The sequence below is a fragment of the Streptomyces sp. NPDC002868 genome, from assembly GCF_055563295.1.
The window spans coordinates 535,477-553,571 of the sequence record NZ_JBVHDR010000004.1 but is presented as its reverse complement, the minus strand read 5'-3'; the positions used below and the strand labels follow the sequence as shown (position 1 = coordinate 553,571).

Genomic DNA, 18,095 nt, shown 5'->3' with positions numbered 1-18,095 from the left:
CAAGGCGATACAAAGGGAAACGGCTTCTGGCACAAGGGAGTTCCCTACGGCGCAAAGAGGGGACGCCCTCCGGCCCAGGGGTGCCCCCTGGGCCGGCTCAGCCCACGGGGACGCTTGGGATTCCGCATCGCGCGTTCCCTCGTGCGCTGATCCACGCTGTGTGCATGACCGCTTCCCGTGCGCAGTACCAGATCACCTGAGACCAGAGGCGAATCGGACCAGATCACTTGAGACGCAGACCATATCGACGGAGACGGGACACGGCGCCCTCGGGAGCCCAGGACCGTGCAGCTGTCCCGTCTAAGGGAAGGTTGACCGATCTCACCGAACTTTGACCAGTGTGGCCGCTGGTCAGGCGCCACATGCGCATTCGTGCTGGTCAGTCTTCGCTGAGACGCCGCTCCAGCGGTGAGACGGAACCACCTAGCAGCCGTCAGGTGCTCTCGCTCATGCCCAGGTCGGCCCGCATCGCCGTGCGTACTCTCTCTGCATAGTCGATGTACTCGCGCATGCGGACAGCGCCTTGGACGTTTGTGCCCTCAATGACGAGGTCTCGCAACGCCTTCGCACACTTGTCGAAGTCCAGCGCTGGGGTCAGGACCGACTGAGGGGCCAACACCTCGAGCTCGTAACGCGGGGCGTAGCAGCCGGCGTATGCCGTGCGGGCCCGCTTCGCACGTTCTTCATCCGACAGGCCTGAGGTATCAGCAAGGATGCGCAGCTGCGCCCGGGTGTGGGCGTGGGCGGCAAGGAAGCGCGCATACAGGTCCTGCTTCGACTTGCGGCGGTCGATGCGGTCCTCCCTGCGCTCGCGGCGGCGCTCGACGAGGACGAGAACGCGCCCGTATCCGCAGCGAGAAGGCATCCGCTGGGGCGGACGCCCTCTCAAGGCTGCCTGACGGATTTGCTGTCACAGCACTGGCAGACCGTGCCCCAGCGATCCGCGCCGTGGCGGCGACACGCCGCCCAGACGGTGCCCGCGACGCGACAGCAGATCAGTCTGGAGGGACGAGGAACCCCTCAGTCACGAGCCGCACCTTGTCCACCACCTCTTCGTCGCCGAGCCGCAACGCGGTGTTGGCGGCGACGAGTACCGCATCGAGCTGGAAGGCAGCGAGGTCGGCGTCGAGCTGAGCGATCTCTCCAGCGCCGACGGCATGGCGCAGCTCGACGGCGATGAGGTCACGCCAGCCTTGCTGGCAATGGAACAGCACGTCACGTACGGGCCCGGGGCGGCTGTCGAAGCCGGCCAGGTTCGCCGCCCAGAAGCAACCACCTGGGAACAGCGGCACCGACGCGTACTCGATCCACCGTTCGATCAGCGCGCGTACCCGCGCCGCGCCACGGGGCGCGGTCCGTGCGGGGCGGACGACCGCGTCCTCGAACACGTCACGTGCACACTCGACCGCCGCGACCTGCAGGTTTTCCTTCGTCCCGAAGAGAGTCTGCACGCCGCTCTTGCTGATCCCGAGGTCGGTGGCCAGCCGGCCGATGCTGAGCCCGTCGAGTCCTTCCAGTGATGCCATGTCCACGGCATGGCGGACGATCGTCCGCCTGGACCGCGCACCACGCAGCACGCGCCGATCCGACGTCAGCGCATCGGCCTCGTCGGCGGAACGGGCATCGTCCCGCTGCTCCACTTCGCTCATCGTCCCTGCCGGATTCCTCTTGCATATAACGTACGACCGATCGTACGTTTACTTCCCAGGGTGAGCAACCAGGAGGTGCGTGCGACTTGGACAGCCGTCGAATGTTTGATCTGGCGCAGGCGTTGGCCACCGCGAAGAGCCGGCAGGACGTGCCCGCAGCTATGGAGCTCTTCCACCAGGACATGGTCCTGGAGGCTCCAGCTTTCGGGACGAGGGCTCAAGGCCGGGCCGCGAACGAAAGGGCGCTGACCGGATTCTTCGCCTCCTTCCCCGATTACCAGGTCGCTCTCGAAGGCCACGCTGGCAACGGCGACGCACTGGTCTGCTGGGGAACGGTGAAGATGACGATGACGGGTGACCGGTTCGGAGTGCACCCCAACGGCCGGCGAGCCGAGTTGCCGGTGTTCATTCAGTTCGCCTTCAAGGACGGCCTGATCGCTGGCGAGCGGTTCTTCTTCGATCTGTCGGAGCTCTGTGCTCAGTCAGGTGTTGAGACGGACGCAGTCAGGCGGAAGCTGTTCGGAGCAGCCGCGTTCGCGCCCTCCGCTCCTGGGGTCGAACCAATTCATAGGTGAGGGGACATGGCAGCAGACGCTCGGCTCCAAGACATCGACGAGATCAAGACGATGCATCTCTTCGACATGGCCGTGGACTTGAACCCGCGGCTGGATATCGGCCCCGGCCCGTTGGGCCGACGGGTCCTCTTCGGCTCTGCCGGAGGGACGTTCAAGGGGCCAAGGGTACGCGGAGAGGTGCTGCCCGGGGGTGGGGACTGGACGTTGTTCCGCCCCGACGGCGTGATGACGCTTGACGTCCGGCTGACATTGCGGACGCACGACGGCGACCTGCTGCACATGACCTATGGCGGCCGCTGGGTCACCCCGCCCGAACTGCGGGCCGACATGGCCGATCCTGCCACGAGGCACCAAGTCGACCCCGCCCGCTATTACTTCCGAACGAATCCCCTCTTCGAAACGGGGGCGAAGCGATACGCATGGCTGAACGACGTCGTCTGCGTGGGCTCGGGGTATCTGATCGAAGGTGGAATCGCGTACAAGGTCTCACAAATTATGTGAACGACCTCCAGGAAGAGCGACATCGACTGGCCATCCCGCGCAGACCACGGTCCTGCACGCCTGGTGAATCACCGACCCACGCCAGGACCTTTTCTTGAGAGCCGGTGAACATTCCCGGTCAGGGCACTAGTGTGATGCGCCAGAAATCCTGAGGGTTAGTAAGTAGCCTGTTGGTATGTTGCATCCGGGTCCTTCCGCTGTGGAGATCACGCTGTCCGAGGACGAGCGTGTCGAGCTGCTGCGGCGGGCGGGATTGCCGGATCGGCGTCCGGCCGAGCGGGCGCGGATCGTCTTGGCGTGCGCTGACGGGATGTCGAATGCGGGCGCCGCGCGGGCCGTTGGTGTGGCGGTCAAGACGGTGAGGAAGTGGCGCCGGGCCTTCGCCGCGGAGCGGATGGCCGGTCTCGAGGACACCGGGCACATCGGTCGGCCGAAGGCCGACCTGGTCCTGAGTGAGGCTGAGCGGGATCAGCTCACCCGGTGGGCGAGGCGGGCGAAGACCGCTCAGTACCTGGTGATGCGGGCAAAGGTCGTGCTGCGCTGTGCGGAGGGCGGGACGAACAGACAGGCCGCGACCGACCTCGGTATTGACGAGTCGACCGTGGAACGCTGGCGGGCCCGGTTCATCGCCAAACGCCTCGACGGCCTGGCCGACGAGCCCCGGGTGGGCCGGCCGCCCTCGATCCTGCTGGATCAGGTCGAGGACGTCATCGTTGCGACCTTGGAGTGCACTCCGGGTAAGGACACGCACTGGTCGCGGGCTTCGATGGCCGAGCGCACGGGCCTGTCGAAATCGACCATCGGGCGGATCTGGAAGCGGTTTGACCTTAAGCCGCACCTCCAGGACTCCTTCAAGCTCTCCACCGACCCGCAGTTCGTCGCCAAGGTCGTCGACGTCGTCGGCCTGTACCACCACCCGCCCGAGAAGGCGGTGGTGTTATGCGTGGACGAGAAGTCCCAGATCCAGGCGCTGGACCGGTCCCAGCTGGTGCTGCCGATAATGCCGGGCATGCCCGAGCGGCGTACCCATGACTACTACCGGCACGGCATCACCAGCCTGTTCGCGGCCTTCAACATCGCCGACGGCACTGTCATATCGGGAACTGCACCGCCGCCACCGGGCGATTGAGTTCAAGAAGTTCCTGGTCACGATCGACAAGGCAGTGCCCGCCGGGCTCGACGTCCACCTGGTCTGTGACAACTACGCCACCCACAACACCGCAGAGATCAAGACGTGGCTGGGCAAACACCCCCGCTTCCACGTCCACTTCACCCCGACCGGCTCCTCCTGGACGAATCAAGTCGAGCGGTGGTTCGGCCTGTTGACCGACAAGCTCATCCGCCGGGGCGTCCACACGTCCGTGAAGGCCCTGGAGGACGACATCACCGCGTGGATCGACACCTGGAACGAGAACCCACGGCCCTTCACCTGGACCAAGACCGCCGACGAGATCCTCAACTCCCTCGCCGACTACCTCACCAAGGTCGGAACCGGCAGCCAGAAAACAGAGCAGAACTAACCCTCAGGATTTCTGGCGCATCACACTAGCAGCGGGGCAGGGTGCCGCTCTCCTTGGTGAGTTTGGTGCTGTGGGCCCAGCCTTCGGTGTTCGTCCCATCGATACGGGCGTAGATCCACTTGTTGCCGTAGGCGTTGGTGATGTAGCAGTGGTAGTAGAGCTTCACACCGGTCTTGACCACGGTCACGTACTGGCATTCCGCGTACGGCCCGGTGTAGAGGTGGGACGTCTCGGCCAGGTAGCCGTAGCCGTCGCTGCGGTTCTCGTGGCCCCAGCCGGTGCAGGCCGTCGACACCGGGGTGGGCTCCTTCACCGTCGGGCTGGGCTTGGTCTCTGGGGAGGCCGACGGGCTCTCGGTCGGCTTGTCGCCTTCGACGCCGGGCTTCTTCGTGGGGCCCAGCTCCTCGTCCTCGTGACCGTCCGGCTCCTGCGAGGTTGACGGCTTCGAGGACGTTCCGGGAGAACCGGCGGACGACGGGGTGCTGCCCCCGGTCGGCCAGGGGCTGTCCGTGGGGGAGCCGACGCCGGGCGGCGTCGCCTGTGCGCCGTCCGTGGTCGTGCCGCCCTGTTGGGACGTCAGGGCGTAGGTGATGCCGGCGCCTGCGGCGAGGAGCACGACGGCGGCCGCTGCTGCGACGACGGTGCGGTTGCTGCGGCGCCGTGCGCGACGGGCTGCCGTCCGGCTCGTCTCGGGAGCGGGGACTCCGGCGTGGCCCGCGACCGGCGCGCCGTGCGGCGGCAGGTCGGGCTGCGCGTAGCCGGCGTGCGGAGGCTCAGACTGCGGGGCGGGCTGGGGGAACAGCGGGGGACCGAACCCGGGGGCCGGTGCGGCGGCGGCCGCAGCCCCGGGACCCACCGTGGGAGCGGGAGCGGGTGTCGGCGTCGGAGCGGCGGATGCGAGGTGCACCGTCCCGCCCGAGGCGACGCGCTCCAGCATGCCGCGCGCCTGTTCCGCGGTGGGCCGGTTCTCCGGCTCCTTCGCCATCAGCGCCTGGAGCACCGGCGTGAGCGGTCCCGCCCGGCGGGGCTCCGGCAGGGGCTCGGTGACGATCGCCGAAAGGGTGGACCACGCGGACGTGCGGCGGAACGGCGGAGTGCCCTCCACTGCCGCGTAGAGCGTCATGCCGAGCGACCAGATGTCCGACGCGGGACCGGGCTCCCTGCCCTGCGCGCGCTCCGGCGGCAAATAGTCGAGGGAACCGACGAGTTGACCGCTCTGGGTCAGCTTGGCCATGGCGTCGTCGCCGGAGGCTTCCATGCTGGCGATGCCGAAATCGGTGAGCACGACCCTGCCGCCGTGCTCGATCAGCACGTTTCCCGGCTTGACGTCCCGGTGGAGTACGCCGGCCCGGTGCGCGGCGTCGAGCGCATCCATCAGCTTGGCGCCGATCACGGCGGCTTCGTGCGGCTCCAGTGTGCCGCGCTCCATCAGCACGTCGTCGAGCGAGGGCCCGTCGACGAGTTCCATGACGATGACCGGGAGGCCCTGCTCCTCGGTCACGTCGTGCACGGTGACCACGCCGCTGTGCCGGATACGGGCGGCGGCCTGCGCCTCCCGCTGCATCCGGGTCCGCACGTCGACCAGTTCGGCTGCGGAGGTGTCGGTGAAAGCCCGCAGGACCTTGACGGCGACCTCTCGGTTCAGGAGTTCGTCCACCGCCCGGGCGACCACTCCCATGCCGCCTCGCCCGATCATGGAGGTCACCCGGTAACGCCCGCCGAGTACCTTGCCCGTCAGCTCTCCGCCATGCGCTTCCCCCGCGGTCACCGCACGCTCCGTTCCGTGGTTGTTCGTGAACCATCAATCCGAAGTCCTCAAGGGTAGAGGCAGGGACGTGAGGGGAAGGCGGCGGCCGTGCGCAAGTATGTGGCCGCCCATCAGGGTTGTCTCCCATGGCGGGCACGGCGGTCCCTGGCCGTGCGTCTCGGCTGGCGTCAGATGTCAGAGCCGGGTGCTAACTTCCGCCGTCCAAGGGAAAAGCGAAGACGACGGCCCGGGGGAAGCCCCACTAGCTCAGCAATGACGCAGGATGGCCTGCACGGCGAGCGCACCAGATACACACCAGATAGGGCAGCGCTCACCGGTCAACCACGGTCACAAGGCGAGGCTGGAGCACACCCCGATTCGTATCGTTTCCACAGGTCAGCAGGTATGCCTGCTGGAAGCGGCCGGTGATTCCCAAGCTCAGAGCGCGGGTTCGATTCCCGTCACCCGCTCCATGGAAAAGCCCCAGGCCAGCGGCCCGGGGCTTTGTTGCTGTCTAGACCGCACTAACGAGGTTGTGCACGATTGAGGTCCGGGCGTGTTGGCCTGGCGGGTTGTCGGCTTGGTGAACACCTCTCGGCGGTGCGGTCGGAGACCAGGCCAGCCACTGCCGCGTAGGTCTCGTCGAAGTACTCGCGACATCCGATGTACCGCTGGAGGGTCCGCCACTGCTTGTGTTCGGCGTTGGCGTGCTCGACGCAGATTCGTTCCGAGGACTGCTGATGGCGGGCCGCGTCCCAAGCAGCGACCTCTTCGGGCAGGACGTCCTTCTTCGGCTTGGGCGGCGGGGCCTGGACCTGGTCGGGGTACTGCTTGGCCAGACCCTGGTAGCCCGCATCGACCTTGGCCTTCGGATACCGCTCGAACAGGTCGCAGATCCCCTCGGTCTTCACGGCCGTCTGGTCGTGTATCCGGCCGGGCCGGAACGCCCCCGTCCACAGCGTGCGGCCCCGCTCGTCGGTGGCCACAGTGGCCTTCTTGGTGTTCTGCCGCATCTTGCCCGACACGAAAGCGCGCCGGCCGGGCCTGTTCGCCTTCGGGCGGCGCATCCGGACCTCGGTACCGTCCAGCCGCAGCTCGACTCCCTCGGCCGCCGCGTAGGCGAAGACGTCCTCCAGCGTGCGAAGCCGCAGACCGGGGTGACCTGGTACAGCGAAGCCACGGGCCGCCAGCAACGGGCGGATCTCGTGGACGGCCCGAGTGATCGTGGAACGGTCCACCCCGTAGAGCACGGCCAGGGCCGCGTGCGGGAGCTGGAACCGCAGGACGACCAACGTGGCGATGACCCGGTGAGTGAACACCAACTGGTGGCTCGGTCCCGCCCCGGCCGCGCGCAGACGGTCGTGACCTCGACGGTCGGACAGTCGTCCTTCTTCGGCGGCCAGCCACACCTGAGCCAACTCGCCGATCAGCGTACCGAGTCGACGGTGTCGAAGGCCGGTGAAGATACGATGGGACAAGGCCGTGCGGCCAAGGTATTGCGTCACAACAACACCCAACCCGCACGGCCCTCTTCGCGTCACGTCGCGTTCAACGACCGTGGCGCAGTGGGACATCAACTCGCCCGCCGCCTCTTGCGATTGGGGCGACGTGGGCGGACGAAGGTGTCGAGCGCGCCCACGGCCGCACGGATATGGGCCGGGCCGCGACGCAACCGTTCTCCCGCGCACCACCAGGACAGCTGCCCGTCCGCATCCCGCGGATGCATGCCCAGGCCATGCCCGGCGCACAGGGGCCACGCCTGCCACAGACGCTCGGTGACGGTCTCCTGCGCGGCATCAGCGACGACCACCAGCGCAGAGGCAGGGTCGTCCGCCGAGTCCGGGTACAGGCAATTGCCGTGCCACTCGCCGTTGGCCAGAGCGACGTAGACGTTCTCCGGGTCGTCCGCATCGTAGGGCGGAAGGGCCAGCAGTTGCAGGGGTTCCTGCTCGGGAAGGGTCACCGCCAGGTCCCGGTTGAGAAGGGCGAGAGCCCGGTCCCACATGGGGTACTCGCCTGGCGAGACGCGACGGGGCTCGGGGCGGTCAAAAGGAGCGCGAATGGGCACCATCCTCCGCCACACGGGGATAGCCCCAATCGCACACCACGTCGTAAGTACCTTCTGGCCCGAGGTGGAGGGCTATCCCCTCGGACAGGTCACCGCGCACCACCTGCTCACCCACACCGCCGGCCTCCCTCTCCGCGCTAACCTCAAGACCCTCTACGGCACCGACCCCCAGGACATCCGAGACGGCGTCCTGCACGAAGCCCTCCACCGCCCACTAGGCGAAGCCGTCGAATACACCGACCGCGCCGCCCTCATCCTCGGCTACCTCGCCGAACACCTCTCCGGCCAGACGCTCCACCAGCTCGCCCAGACCCGTATCTGGTCTGGCAGCCGCTCGGAATGGACGCCATCCGCTTCGGGCCGCTGGCCGCCGAAGCCGCGGCCCGGTGTGCGCCGACCGAACTCGACCAGGAAACCGACACCCACCTCAAGGGCGTCGCCCACGACTTCTCTGCCCGCCTGCTGGGCGGGACGTGCGGTATCGCCGGCGTCGTCTCCGGCCTGGACGACCTGACCGCCATCCTGCGGTACATGCTCGACGACTCCACCACCACGGTGCGGCCAGGATTCGGCCCCGCCTGGACCGAGGAGTCCCTCATCGTCCAGACCGGTGCCATCAAGCCCGTCCGCGGCCTGTTCTGGCACCCTGCCCCTGGCACTACCCAGGACGGCGACGTCTGGGTTCACTACGGCTTCACAGGCACCGGCATGAGCCGCGACCGCCAGCCCCTGGCCGAGATCCCTGCGAGGGTGAACTAATCCGTGAGGCCCTGCAGCAGGCTGATGCCGAAAGAAGGGCGCTGCTTGGCGAGGAGCATGACGAAGTGCTATCCACCGAGGAGGTAGCAGAAGAACTCGGACTGCCACTGCCTGACGACAAAACGTGACAGGATAGTTGGGAAGCTGCGGCGTCCCTCAACTGGAATAAGGAGGCCGCAACAGCTGGCCAAAGTCTCCGCTGTCCAAGAAGCGAGCCACGGCGAGTTCTGCTGCGTGCCCTCGTCTACCAGCACCGGACGCTTCTTCAGGCTTGGGCATTCTGTACACGTAGTAGTAGTAGTAGCTACCAAAGCGCTCTACGTCGCCATAGGGATCGTCGTCCAATCCAACGCCAACGGCGCTCGCAACTTCGCGCCTAATGGCTCGCCGCCATGCCAGAGTCGAGTGGTCCCATGGGACCCAGCCCTCATCGGTGCCGACCTGCGGCGGAAACCGCAATTCCTTCTGCGCGAGGTCGATCAACTCAGCCTGGGCCCACGGGTCATCGACAGCGTCCCTGAGGTCATGAAACGCCGTCTTGGTCCAACCACCGCAACCATATCGCCCCAATTGGTTCGAGCGGGACATTTCCTCACGTGACGACATCCCGAGGCGCTCATCGCCGGCCGCCGTGCTACGCCGCCACGCCGAGCCGTTGTAGCAGCGACGCACACCTGGGTGTCGGGGCTCAGGGTCTATGCCGGGCGCTGAACCCCGTCGCCCTCGGGTTCGTCCGCCGCGTACGGGTGGACGAACCGGCCCTCGTTGAAGGGGGTGAACCAGGACTTGATCCCCATGGCCGCGGTACCGAGGGATGCCGCTGCCGGGTCCTCGTCGATGCCGTCCATCGAGTCGTCGTAGAGCCACTCGTGATCCAGGTCCTCATAGACCCCGTCGGCGAAAGATTCGAGTGCAGCGGACACTCCTGAGTCGAGCAGCCCATACAGGTCGAGGGTGGCCTTGGCCCGGTGGAGCAGAAGCCTCAGCACCAGTTCCCCTGCGAGGCAACTGAGTTGCTGAAAAGTGACGGAATGCCGGGGTTTATCGGCAGAGCGTGCAGGCCGCCACGTCGCCCGCCCGCTCCTCCCGGTCGGCAGTTGGCCGTAGGAGTCGCTGCGGATGTACACACGGTGCAGCCACCGGTCCTGGCCGTCCCAGCGCGGCGTGAACGGCGTCCGCGCGTGCGCGTGGTGCGGAAGCTGTCGGCGATCAGCACGTCGCCTGGGGTGAGGGAGACACCCTCGGTGACCTCGTCGAGGGCTTTCGACGGCTCCGCGTCCGCCTCGGCGTCCCGGCCGGGGTTCGCCTTGAGAAGTTTACGGTCGTAGCCGGACAGTGGATCAGCGCAGGCGGCCTCCGCAGGAACCTGCGGGGGCCGCCTGCTGCTGGTCAGCTCTGCAGCTCTCGCTTGTAGTTCTTCACGATCGACACGACCGGGTTGTCCGGCAGGGGCTTGCCGGGATCCTTCACGGTGAGCTCAGTGGGCCACGACGTGCCGGGGTAGAGGGCGACCGCGCCGGTGTCCAGTCGTACCGTCGCGTCGAATCCGCCCGGCCCCGTGATGCGTACCTCGACTTGGTAGAAGGCCCGCTCCTTGCCGCTGTTGGTGATGCTCAGCGGCACCGTCAACGATCCCCTGTCACGACGGGGCTTGAAGACCGTGACATCGCCGCTCACAAGGGCTGGCTGTCCGAACTCCTCACCGCCTTGAGCCGTGCCGGTCGGTGTGCTGCGGGTGATGGGTTCGCCGCTGGCAGCCGCTGCCCGCCGCTCATCGATCTCGGCGCTGATGCGATCCTGCGCCGCAGGCTGAGATGACGACGGTGTGGGCGCAGGCGTCGCCTCGGCAGACTTTGAAGGCGACTCCACCCCTGCCGCCGACCCTGCCGATCGACCGTCAGACGGGGCCCCACTGGGCGCAAATGAACCGGGCGGGCCGCCGGACGTTCTGTCGCTCCCCCCGTCCCCTCCGGTGAGAACAACGACTGTTCCAGCTGTTATCGCCGCTGTCAGCACCAAGGCTCCGCCCCAGGCGACAGTCCGGCGGCGCGGCGCGGGCCGCCGCCTAGTTGCACGAGAAGGCATATTGGGAGGTGTAGTTGATGAAGTTCGACATCTTTGCGGTGACAGTGGCGCACACGGGGTACTTGGTGTAGACGGGGCCAGCGTACTGGCTGAACGTGCCACTGTCGGTGTCGCACTTGGTGCCCGGGTACCCGTCGCAAACCTTCGCCGTCATACTCTGGGCTCTGCCCGTGTTGTTGTCGAAGATGAGGCACCCGCCTGCCTGACTGTTGTAGGTGAAAACAGTTGCAAGGCGCAGCCTGGGGTCAGTACCCACCGGCAGCGGTATGGCTTTGGTCAATGTGTACCCCGAGCCACACGCGTTCGCTGCAGCCGCGACTTCACCCGGGTTGGCCACGGCGAACTCGCGAGTCTCCTTGGACACCTCGACGGACATCTTCACGTCGGTGCCAGTGGGATCCTCAGCGGCGGACGCCTGAGGCGCAGCGACAGCCAGGGCAGCGACGGCTATGGCGGCAACCGCTAAGCGAGTGGTGGATCTGGCAATGGCCAGCATGTAGGTCCCCCTCATGAATGCACCAGGTGCAAACGAATGATCTTGACCGGATTGGCAAGAGGCCGTTGAAGGTTGCCCGGACTTCCCAGACCCCCAGTCCGCGTGCGCCCTCTCACGACCAGACGAGAGCCTAGGAGGCGCTCGTGCCGTCCCCAAGGGGTCTAGACCGGCCACCGCCTCCCTCGCAGCAATTGCAGCTACGGAGAGCCACGTAGCACACCGGCGCTCTAGCTATACGCGGCATTTAGGCCGCTGAGCGTCACCTGGAGCCACGCGAAGCAACGGGACATGTCCTGCATCACATGCCCATCAAGGGGCTTCCTGGCACCACCCCCGCCACGTGTCGAACGTTCTCGCTAGCCAAGCCAGCACCCTATATATGGATTTGACCCTTAATTCCCCTCTGCCTCAGCGCGCGACGACGAGCAAAGCTCGACGTCCACTTCCTGGGCGCGCCGGATACCTTCTGCACGTTGAGGCTGGAAATGGACGCAACCACCCTCTGTCGTGGTGGATACATCCACTCGCAGTGATCACAGTTGCACCGTTAGTGATCGGTCGATGGCTGGAGAACTCAGCCGCGCGCTCGCCGACTGCGACCGCCACCTCTTCCGCGCTCGAACCGGCCCCGCCCTCACCTCCGAGCTGGTCGACATCACCGACGTGATCCTCGACAAGGTCACCGTCCTACGGATGCACGGCTCGCAGATGCACCCGGCCCGGAAGATGTACCGCCCGATCCGGCACACCTGGACCACCACTGCCGACCTCCTGGCCGGCACCGGCACCTACGCGGAACGCTTCTACCGGATGGAGTCGCTGTGAAGATCATCGCCCTCGAAGGGCCCTCGTACGCCGGGAAGTGACCGTGCACCGCGTGCCAGTGCGAAAGCCGGACCGGCCCGCACCGAGCGCATCCCCTACCGCCGGCTCCTGTTGACCGGCACGGTCGTCGGCAGCATCTCCAGTGCCTTCGGGGCGTCCTGGGCCCTCTCCGGGAGCCATGCGCCTACCTCAGGACCGAGCTGGGCCTGACCTCCAGGCCGCCGCGACCGCCATCAGCGCCGTCTCCGCCCTCAGTCTCGTCCTGCTCCTCACCGTCTGCCCGCTCATGGATGTGCTCAAGTCCCGGGGTGTATCCGTCCGTTGCTACGCAGGAGCCGCGCAGGGCATAGCCGTGTGTGTCGCGGGCGCGGCGATGGCGGCTTTCCCGTTCGTCGACGCGTCCACGCCCCGGCTGCTGCTGATCGGGGTGGCCTTCGGCACCGTCGCGGTCGCCGTTCCCTCCACACATGACCGCCGCCGAAGTCGTCCCGACCCTCCGGCGCGGAGCGGTCTTCGGCATCGTCGCCGCGGCCGCCACCCTGTGCCCGGCCTGGTGGCCCCCTCCCTCGCCGGCCACCTCATCGACACCGCCGGCAGCACGGCCTCCGGCTACACGACTGGCTTCCTCGTCACGGCCGCGGTGATGCTGCTCACCGGAGCGTTCGCGTTCCCGCGATCCGGCCGGAGAAGGACGCCCGGCGCCTCGGGCTGTGATCAACGACACATGCGCACTGCTGGTCACTCTTTGCTCGCCCGTGCGCGAACCACTATCCGTGACAACACCGTTGAGCAGCCTGGCCGACAATCCCTCCCGGCGGGCCGCTCGTTGATGATCCTGAAAGCCCATCGATCGCCTTGGGGTATGGGGGCCGTGACGGGGCCGAGTCGGCCATGCCGAAGGTGCAGACCAGTGCACGAACACGTGATCGAGTGGCCGAGTCTCGCCGCTGACATCTGTGGAGAAGCGGCAGAAGCGGCAGGAGGTGTGCAATTCCCGTACATAAGCCAAGCATTCCGGCGACCCTATCACTCTTGGTGACATTCGCCGACTGCCCCGCGTGGCCATGCCGCGCTCAAAAGCCTTCTCGCCACCACCCCGGCTGACTTAGGTTCTTAGTTGTCGCGAAGGGCCCGGGGAGGGGCGCTCGCGGGGTGGACAATTGGCGGGCTCCAGGGGGATTTCACTTATGCAGGCCATCAGTGGCAAGCAATTCATTCACGTGGGTGACACCACTGTGCCGGGCGCGACCTCGGGTCTCTCACCCCTCTCGCGGATGCCCTGAGACCGGCGCCCTATTCGACCGGCGCGCAGGAGAGTGCCCCCGGAGCGCCAATTCCACTACCCGGGGTGTTCGCCCGGCCTGAGCATGCCTGAATCCGCGTCGCGGCCGCCTCGGCCGCGGTCTTCGCGGGCCGGGCGACCGGTGACCCGTACTCCTCGTGTCTCACACCGTTCGACCGGCAACTCCCCGCCGGATTCCCGGCAGGGCCGTACCGGTCGAAAGACCACCCGGCCCGACACATGTCCGGACCGCGCCCCTTGGCCGCGCTCCGATACTGAGATCATCCTATTTCCCCAGGCACTTGTGCCCCGTCCCGTTCTCGTGCCCGCATGAAAGGAACTCGATGGCTGACGAAATGGTGCGTCGCGCCCAACGATTCATCAACACCACGTACGGGAATGGTGCCACCCTCGGCATATCCAAGCTGGACGAGAACGGCCAGACCAGCTGGACCATCATGTACGCCCTCACCCGTGCCTTACAGTACGAGATGGGCATCACCGCGCTGTCCAACAGCTTCGGTCCGGGCACCCTTTCAGCGCTCCAGGAGAAGTACGGCAAGCTCGACGAGACCACGATCCCGTCGGCGAACTTCTGCCGGATCATCCAGTCCGCCCTGTACTGCAAGGGCTACGACGGCGGTGACATCGACGGCAAGTACAACTCCCGCGTCAAGGCCGCGGTGGTGAAGCTGAACCAGGACATGGGCGTGGACGGCACCTACCCAGGCAGCTCCCTGTGGCCGAAGGTGGTCAAGGGCCTGCTCAACATGGACGCCTACGTCACCGTCAACAGCGGCTCGGAGACCATCCGCTCTATCCAGCAGTGGCTGAACGGCCGTTACGTCCTCCGCAAGGACTACTACGTCATCCCCTGCGACGGTCACCACTCCCGTGACGTCGCCAAGTCGATGCTCCTGGCCATCCAGTACGAGCTGGGCATGGCCGACGGTGTCGCGAACGGAGCGTTCGGCCCCGGCACGCAGGCCGGCCTGAAGAGTCACACGCTGTCCACCGGCTCCTCGGGGGTGTGGGTGCAGCTCTTCACCGCCGCCATGGTGCTCAACAAACGCCCGGTGTCCTTCTCGACCTCGTTCACCTCCTCGCTGGCCGACAGCGTCAGCGTGTTCCAGGCGTTCATGAAGCTCGCCGTCAACGGGCAGGGCGACTTCGGGACATGGTCCTCCCTGCTGGTCTCCTACGGCGACCAGACACGTCAGGGCGAGGCGTGTGACGGCATCACGAAGATCACACCCGCCCGCGCGCAAGCCCTGAAGAGTGCCGGCTACAAGTACATCGGCCGCTACCTGTACAACCCCTCCACCACCAGCCTGCCGGAGAAGGAGATCCAGCCGGGCGAGCTCGCGACCATCAAGCAGTACGGGCTGCGCTGCTTCCCGATCTACCAGACATGGGCGCGCTCGGTCGACTACTACAGCGTCTCGCAGGGCGTCGCGGACTGTCTGAACGCCGCGTTCAAGGCGGAGGAGCACGGATTCAAGCCGGGCTCACGCATTTACTTCGCGGTCGACTACGACGCGATGAACGACGAGGTCACCTCGCACATCCTGCCGTACTTCCGGAGCGTCAAGGAGCAGATGGACCGACTGGGCAGCCCCTACAAGATCGGGGTCTACGGCCCGCGCAACGCGTGCTCCCGGATCTCCGCGGAAGGCTACGCGGACACCAGTTTCGTGTCCGACATGTCGTCCGGCTTCTCCGGCAACCTCGGCTACGCGATGCCGGAGAACTGGGCCTTCGACCAGATCGTCACCAAGGTGGTCGGCTCCGGTGACGGCCGGATCGAGATCGACAACAACATCGCCTCCGGACGCGACACCGGCCAGGGCGACTTCCACCCCGCTCCGTCCCAGAAGCTCGACATCGGCTTCCATCTGGACTACTGGGCCGCCTTGCTGAAAGAGACCGACGACTACATGGAGTCGATCGGCAGGCCCGGCGGCACGGGCTACGTCTACACCCGGAAGCAGTGCCTCGAAACGATCATGACCCTCGACGCAGCCATCACGTCGGCGGCCCGCAGGTACCGCATGCGCAAGGCCCTCATCCAGACGTCGGCCTTCTGGGAGTTCTGCCACTACAGCTACAAGGACGTGACGGAGGACGCGGGCGTGGTGCTCTACCACACCGGCGTCATCCCGGACTGGGGCAAGGACCTGCCGGGCGTCACCAGGCTGGTCGACAGCAGCACCGGCGTCGCCAAGATCTCGGGGCGCACGTGCATCCTGGCGCGGAACAACTCGATCCGTGCGGGGCTCCTGGAGGGTGAGATCCTCAACTCCACCTCCGACAGCGACAGGTGGGCCATGTGGCAGAAGTGCAACCAGGACAACGTGTTCAATCTGAGCACCGTCCCACACCTGCACATCTGGGCGGCCGACGGAAAGGCGGGCGACCATGCGGAGACCCCGATGCGCCGCCCGGCCCTCGACTACTCCGACTCGGACACCCTGGAGATCCTCCGCCGCTACCAGGGCTTCGGCGACGAGGCAGTGGCGCACGCGAAGCTGCGGCTGCCGCTCTACGCGATCTTCGAGAAGTACAACCGCATCATCCGCGGGTCCTGACAGGTCATGATCATGGCATCCGACCCTTGGCAAGGGCACAACTTCGCAGCGCTGTTCTCCATCCTGGTCGCCGGTGCGGCGACCGTGCTGGGCCTCACCGTGTACCTGTGCTCACGGTTCACACGACAGGCTCGCCGGCGGTACACCCCGTTCGCCGTATGGCGGGACGTGTCCCTGGCGACGGCCGCCGTCGCGCTCGCCCTCTACCTGTGGGGGTGTCTCCACGTCCTCTTCCTCGAGGACCAGGAACAGGCCGAGGAGTGCGAGCGGCAGCGCCCCGAGGGAACACCGACCCTGGTCGGCCGCAGAGGCGACTTCATCCCGCTACGGCTCGTGTGCGAGGCGTCGGACGGCCGCGACTACTCCGTCATCATCCCCGACTACATCAACCCGACCGTCGCCGTCCTGCTGCTGCTCGCGCTCGCCTGCGCCCTCACCTCCGCCCTTCTTCACCACAAGCAGCGCACGACAACACGGAAGAAAGGCTGACCTGTTGAGCCCCACCGACATGACCCGCAGACACGCCCTCACTGCTGCGGCGGGTGTCACCGCCGCCGCGAGCCTCGCCTCCACCAGTCTCTTCGCCACCCCGGCCGCCGCCGCGCCGCAGCCCCTCAGGAACGACGAACTGAAGAAGGCGCTGCGCCGCGTCGAAGCCCGGCGCCGCCGCCTTCTCACCGGCCGGCCGTCCGCCAACCGGTGGGAGATGCAGAAGGCCGCCGACGACGGCGGTGACATCGTGACCCGTCACGTGGCGGGCACCGGCCTGAACGTCTCCGTGCGCATGGGAGACACCGAAACGGTCCTGGTCCATGTGATCCGCCGCTTCCACTACGAGGTCGACGCCCTCGGCCTGCACGGCGAACCGAACCCGGTCGAGGGCTGGGTGGCACCGTCGGCGGTCCGCGACAGCCGGCTCCCGGAGTCGAACCAGGCGTCCGGCACCGCCGTCGTGATCCGGCCGGACTTCTACCCGCCCGGCGTGCGGGGCGGCTTCACCACGGGACAGCAGCTGATCATCCGTGACATCATCGCCGACACCGAAGGCGTCGCCCGCTGGGGTGGCGACGACCGCCGCCCCTACGAGGGCCTGTTCTACCTCACCGCGCGTCCGAGCGACGCACGTCTGGAGCGGGTCGCGGCCAAGATCCGGGCCTGGGACGAAACTCCGGGCTCGGGTGCCGGGGTGGTACCCGACGTGACGGAGCCCTCCCGGCGCCGCCGGGCCGCCCGCTACCGCTGAGCGGTCCGACGCCTGACGCGCCCGTCACCGGGTGAAAGCGCGGCGAGATCCAGGCGCCTGACGGTCGAAGCCCACGTCAGGCGCCATCTCGCGTGCCCGCACAGCAGCGGCCGGGCCGCCCCCGGGACTGGTGCGCGCTTGGGGCCGTTCACCTCAGCGCCGCGACGAGCCGTGCCGCCGGTTCTAGCTCGACGATCAACACCGCTGTTATTCGCCGTGCGGCCCAGGCAAGGGCGTTGTGAGAAGAGCTACCCGGCTCGGCGTAGTACGTCATCAGCCCCTGGTCGGAGTCGTCCGCGCGCGGAGCATGTCGTAGGCCCGCTCCAGATCGCCGACCACGAGATGGCGGAGCCGTTTGGTTCCCAATCTCCTGTCCTGCACTGGGTTCTGCGCCCGCCAGTGGCAGTCTGCACTCCCCATCAACAGCTCCCGGATCAGCCTCGCCAGCCCGGGGCCGCCGGGCCATCACCCCGCAGCCGTACACGGCCCATGCAGCCGGAACCGCTTGCGCCCGCAATGCACCCTCGCGGACGCCACGACGAGCCCCACGGAAACCGAGCTAAGCAGCCTCAAGAGCCCATCATCCCGCAATGTGCCCCGCGCGTGCCCCATCCGCGCCCTTCAGGGCGGTGAACAAGGGGCACCACGGGTGCCCAGAGTGCGTGTCGACGGTACCTCTCGCGCGAAAAAATACCAGGTCAGTGAGCCTGCAGGTCCCGCAAGCGCCGTTGATTCCCAAGCTCGGAGCGCGGGTTCG

General features: G+C 67.0%; 14 protein-coding genes and 4 pseudogenes. 8 read left to right on the top strand and 10 right to left on the bottom strand.

All coding sequences use genetic code 11. The features are described 5' to 3' along the window. Positions 1–433 precede the first annotated feature (433 nt). Positions 434–865, bottom strand: coding sequence for a hypothetical protein (locus ACZ3H8_RS16730; protein ID WP_467402268.1), 432 nt, complete (start codon positions 863–865; stop codon positions 434–436). A 130-nt stretch (positions 866–995) separates the two neighbouring features. Beyond that, a complete protein-coding gene (locus ACZ3H8_RS16725; RefSeq protein WP_467402266.1) occupies positions 996–1,640 on the bottom strand; it encodes a TetR/AcrR family transcriptional regulator in 645 nt (214 codons plus the stop codon). A 95-nt stretch (positions 1,641–1,735) separates the two neighbouring features. On the opposite strand from ACZ3H8_RS16725, the gene ACZ3H8_RS16720 reads away from it, so the two are divergent. The 3 genes and pseudogenes from ACZ3H8_RS16720 to ACZ3H8_RS16710 all read left to right on the top strand — a co-directional run bounded on the left by ACZ3H8_RS16720 (position 1,736) and on the right by ACZ3H8_RS16710 (position 4,245). After that, positions 1,736–2,224 (top strand): ester cyclase, encoded by a 489-nt coding sequence (locus ACZ3H8_RS16720; protein WP_467402263.1) that lies wholly within the window; start codon positions 1,736–1,738, stop codon positions 2,222–2,224. Positions 2,225–2,230: 6 nt separating this feature from the next. Then, complete coding sequence (locus ACZ3H8_RS16715) at positions 2,231–2,725, top strand: DUF3237 domain-containing protein (RefSeq protein WP_467402262.1); 495 nt, start codon at positions 2,231–2,233, stop codon at positions 2,723–2,725. Positions 2,726–2,924: 199 nt separating this feature from the next. After that, a pseudogene (locus ACZ3H8_RS16710) lies at positions 2,925–4,245 on the top strand (IS630 family transposase). A 25-nt stretch (positions 4,246–4,270) separates the two neighbouring features. Here ACZ3H8_RS16710 and ACZ3H8_RS16705 read toward each other — a convergent pair. From ACZ3H8_RS16705 to ACZ3H8_RS16695, 3 genes are all read right to left on the bottom strand, one after another. Continuing rightward, the gene (locus ACZ3H8_RS16705; protein ID WP_467402261.1) at positions 4,271–6,013 is read right to left on the bottom strand and encodes a serine/threonine-protein kinase; all 1,743 of its coding nucleotides are present in this window, start codon (positions 6,011–6,013) and stop codon (positions 4,271–4,273) included. Between the two features lie 503 nt (positions 6,014–6,516). After that, the gene (locus ACZ3H8_RS16700) at positions 6,517–7,497 is read right to left on the bottom strand and encodes a transposase (RefSeq protein WP_467402258.1); all 981 of its coding nucleotides are present in this window, start codon (positions 7,495–7,497) and stop codon (positions 6,517–6,519) included. Between the two features lie 68 nt (positions 7,498–7,565). Further along, positions 7,566–7,997, bottom strand: coding sequence for a hypothetical protein (locus tag ACZ3H8_RS16695; RefSeq protein WP_467402256.1), 432 nt, complete (start codon positions 7,995–7,997; stop codon positions 7,566–7,568). A gap of 106 nt (positions 7,998–8,103) precedes the next feature. On the opposite strand from ACZ3H8_RS16695, the pseudogene ACZ3H8_RS16690 reads away from it, so the two are divergent. After that, positions 8,104–8,819, top strand: a pseudogene (locus ACZ3H8_RS16690) (serine hydrolase domain-containing protein); the annotation flags it as partial. A gap of 695 nt (positions 8,820–9,514) precedes the next feature. Here the strand turns inward: ACZ3H8_RS16690 and ACZ3H8_RS16685 are convergent. From ACZ3H8_RS16685 to ACZ3H8_RS16670, 4 genes and pseudogenes are all read right to left on the bottom strand, one after another. Continuing rightward, entirely contained in the window at positions 9,515–9,808 is a 294-nt protein-coding gene (locus tag ACZ3H8_RS16685) for a hypothetical protein (RefSeq protein ID WP_467402255.1), read from the bottom strand. A 52-nt stretch (positions 9,809–9,860) separates the two neighbouring features. Next, a pseudogene (locus ACZ3H8_RS16680) lies at positions 9,861–10,161 on the bottom strand (TauD/TfdA family dioxygenase); the annotation flags it as partial. 47 nt (positions 10,162–10,208) lie between these two features. Then, positions 10,209–10,442 (bottom strand): hypothetical protein, encoded by a 234-nt coding sequence (locus ACZ3H8_RS16675; RefSeq protein WP_467402253.1) that lies wholly within the window; start codon positions 10,440–10,442, stop codon positions 10,209–10,211. A 442-nt stretch (positions 10,443–10,884) separates the two neighbouring features. Then, entirely contained in the window at positions 10,885–11,400 is a 516-nt protein-coding gene (locus ACZ3H8_RS16670; protein ID WP_467402251.1) for a hypothetical protein, read from the bottom strand. Positions 11,401–11,961: 561 nt separating this feature from the next. On the opposite strand from ACZ3H8_RS16670, the gene ACZ3H8_RS16665 reads away from it, so the two are divergent. The 4 genes from ACZ3H8_RS16665 to ACZ3H8_RS16650 all read left to right on the top strand — a co-directional run bounded on the left by ACZ3H8_RS16665 (position 11,962) and on the right by ACZ3H8_RS16650 (position 17,338). Then, positions 11,962–12,225: a hypothetical protein gene (locus ACZ3H8_RS16665; RefSeq protein WP_467402249.1), complete on the top strand. Its 264-nt coding sequence runs from the start codon at positions 11,962–11,964 to the stop codon at positions 12,223–12,225. 1,626 nt (positions 12,226–13,851) lie between these two features. Then, positions 13,852–16,095: a glycoside hydrolase domain-containing protein gene (locus tag ACZ3H8_RS16660; protein ID WP_467402247.1), complete on the top strand. Its 2,244-nt coding sequence runs from the start codon at positions 13,852–13,854 to the stop codon at positions 16,093–16,095. A 12-nt stretch (positions 16,096–16,107) separates the two neighbouring features. Then, a complete protein-coding gene (locus ACZ3H8_RS16655; protein WP_467402245.1) occupies positions 16,108–16,584 on the top strand; it encodes a hypothetical protein in 477 nt (158 codons plus the stop codon). 19 nt (positions 16,585–16,603) lie between these two features. Further along, a complete protein-coding gene (locus tag ACZ3H8_RS16650; protein WP_467402243.1) occupies positions 16,604–17,338 on the top strand; it encodes a hypothetical protein in 735 nt (244 codons plus the stop codon). Between the two features lie 273 nt (positions 17,339–17,611). On the opposite strand, the pseudogene ACZ3H8_RS16645 reads toward ACZ3H8_RS16650, so the two are convergent. Continuing rightward, positions 17,612–17,788, bottom strand: a pseudogene (locus ACZ3H8_RS16645) (MmyB family transcriptional regulator); the annotation flags it as partial. Positions 17,789–18,095: the final 307 nt, after the last annotated feature.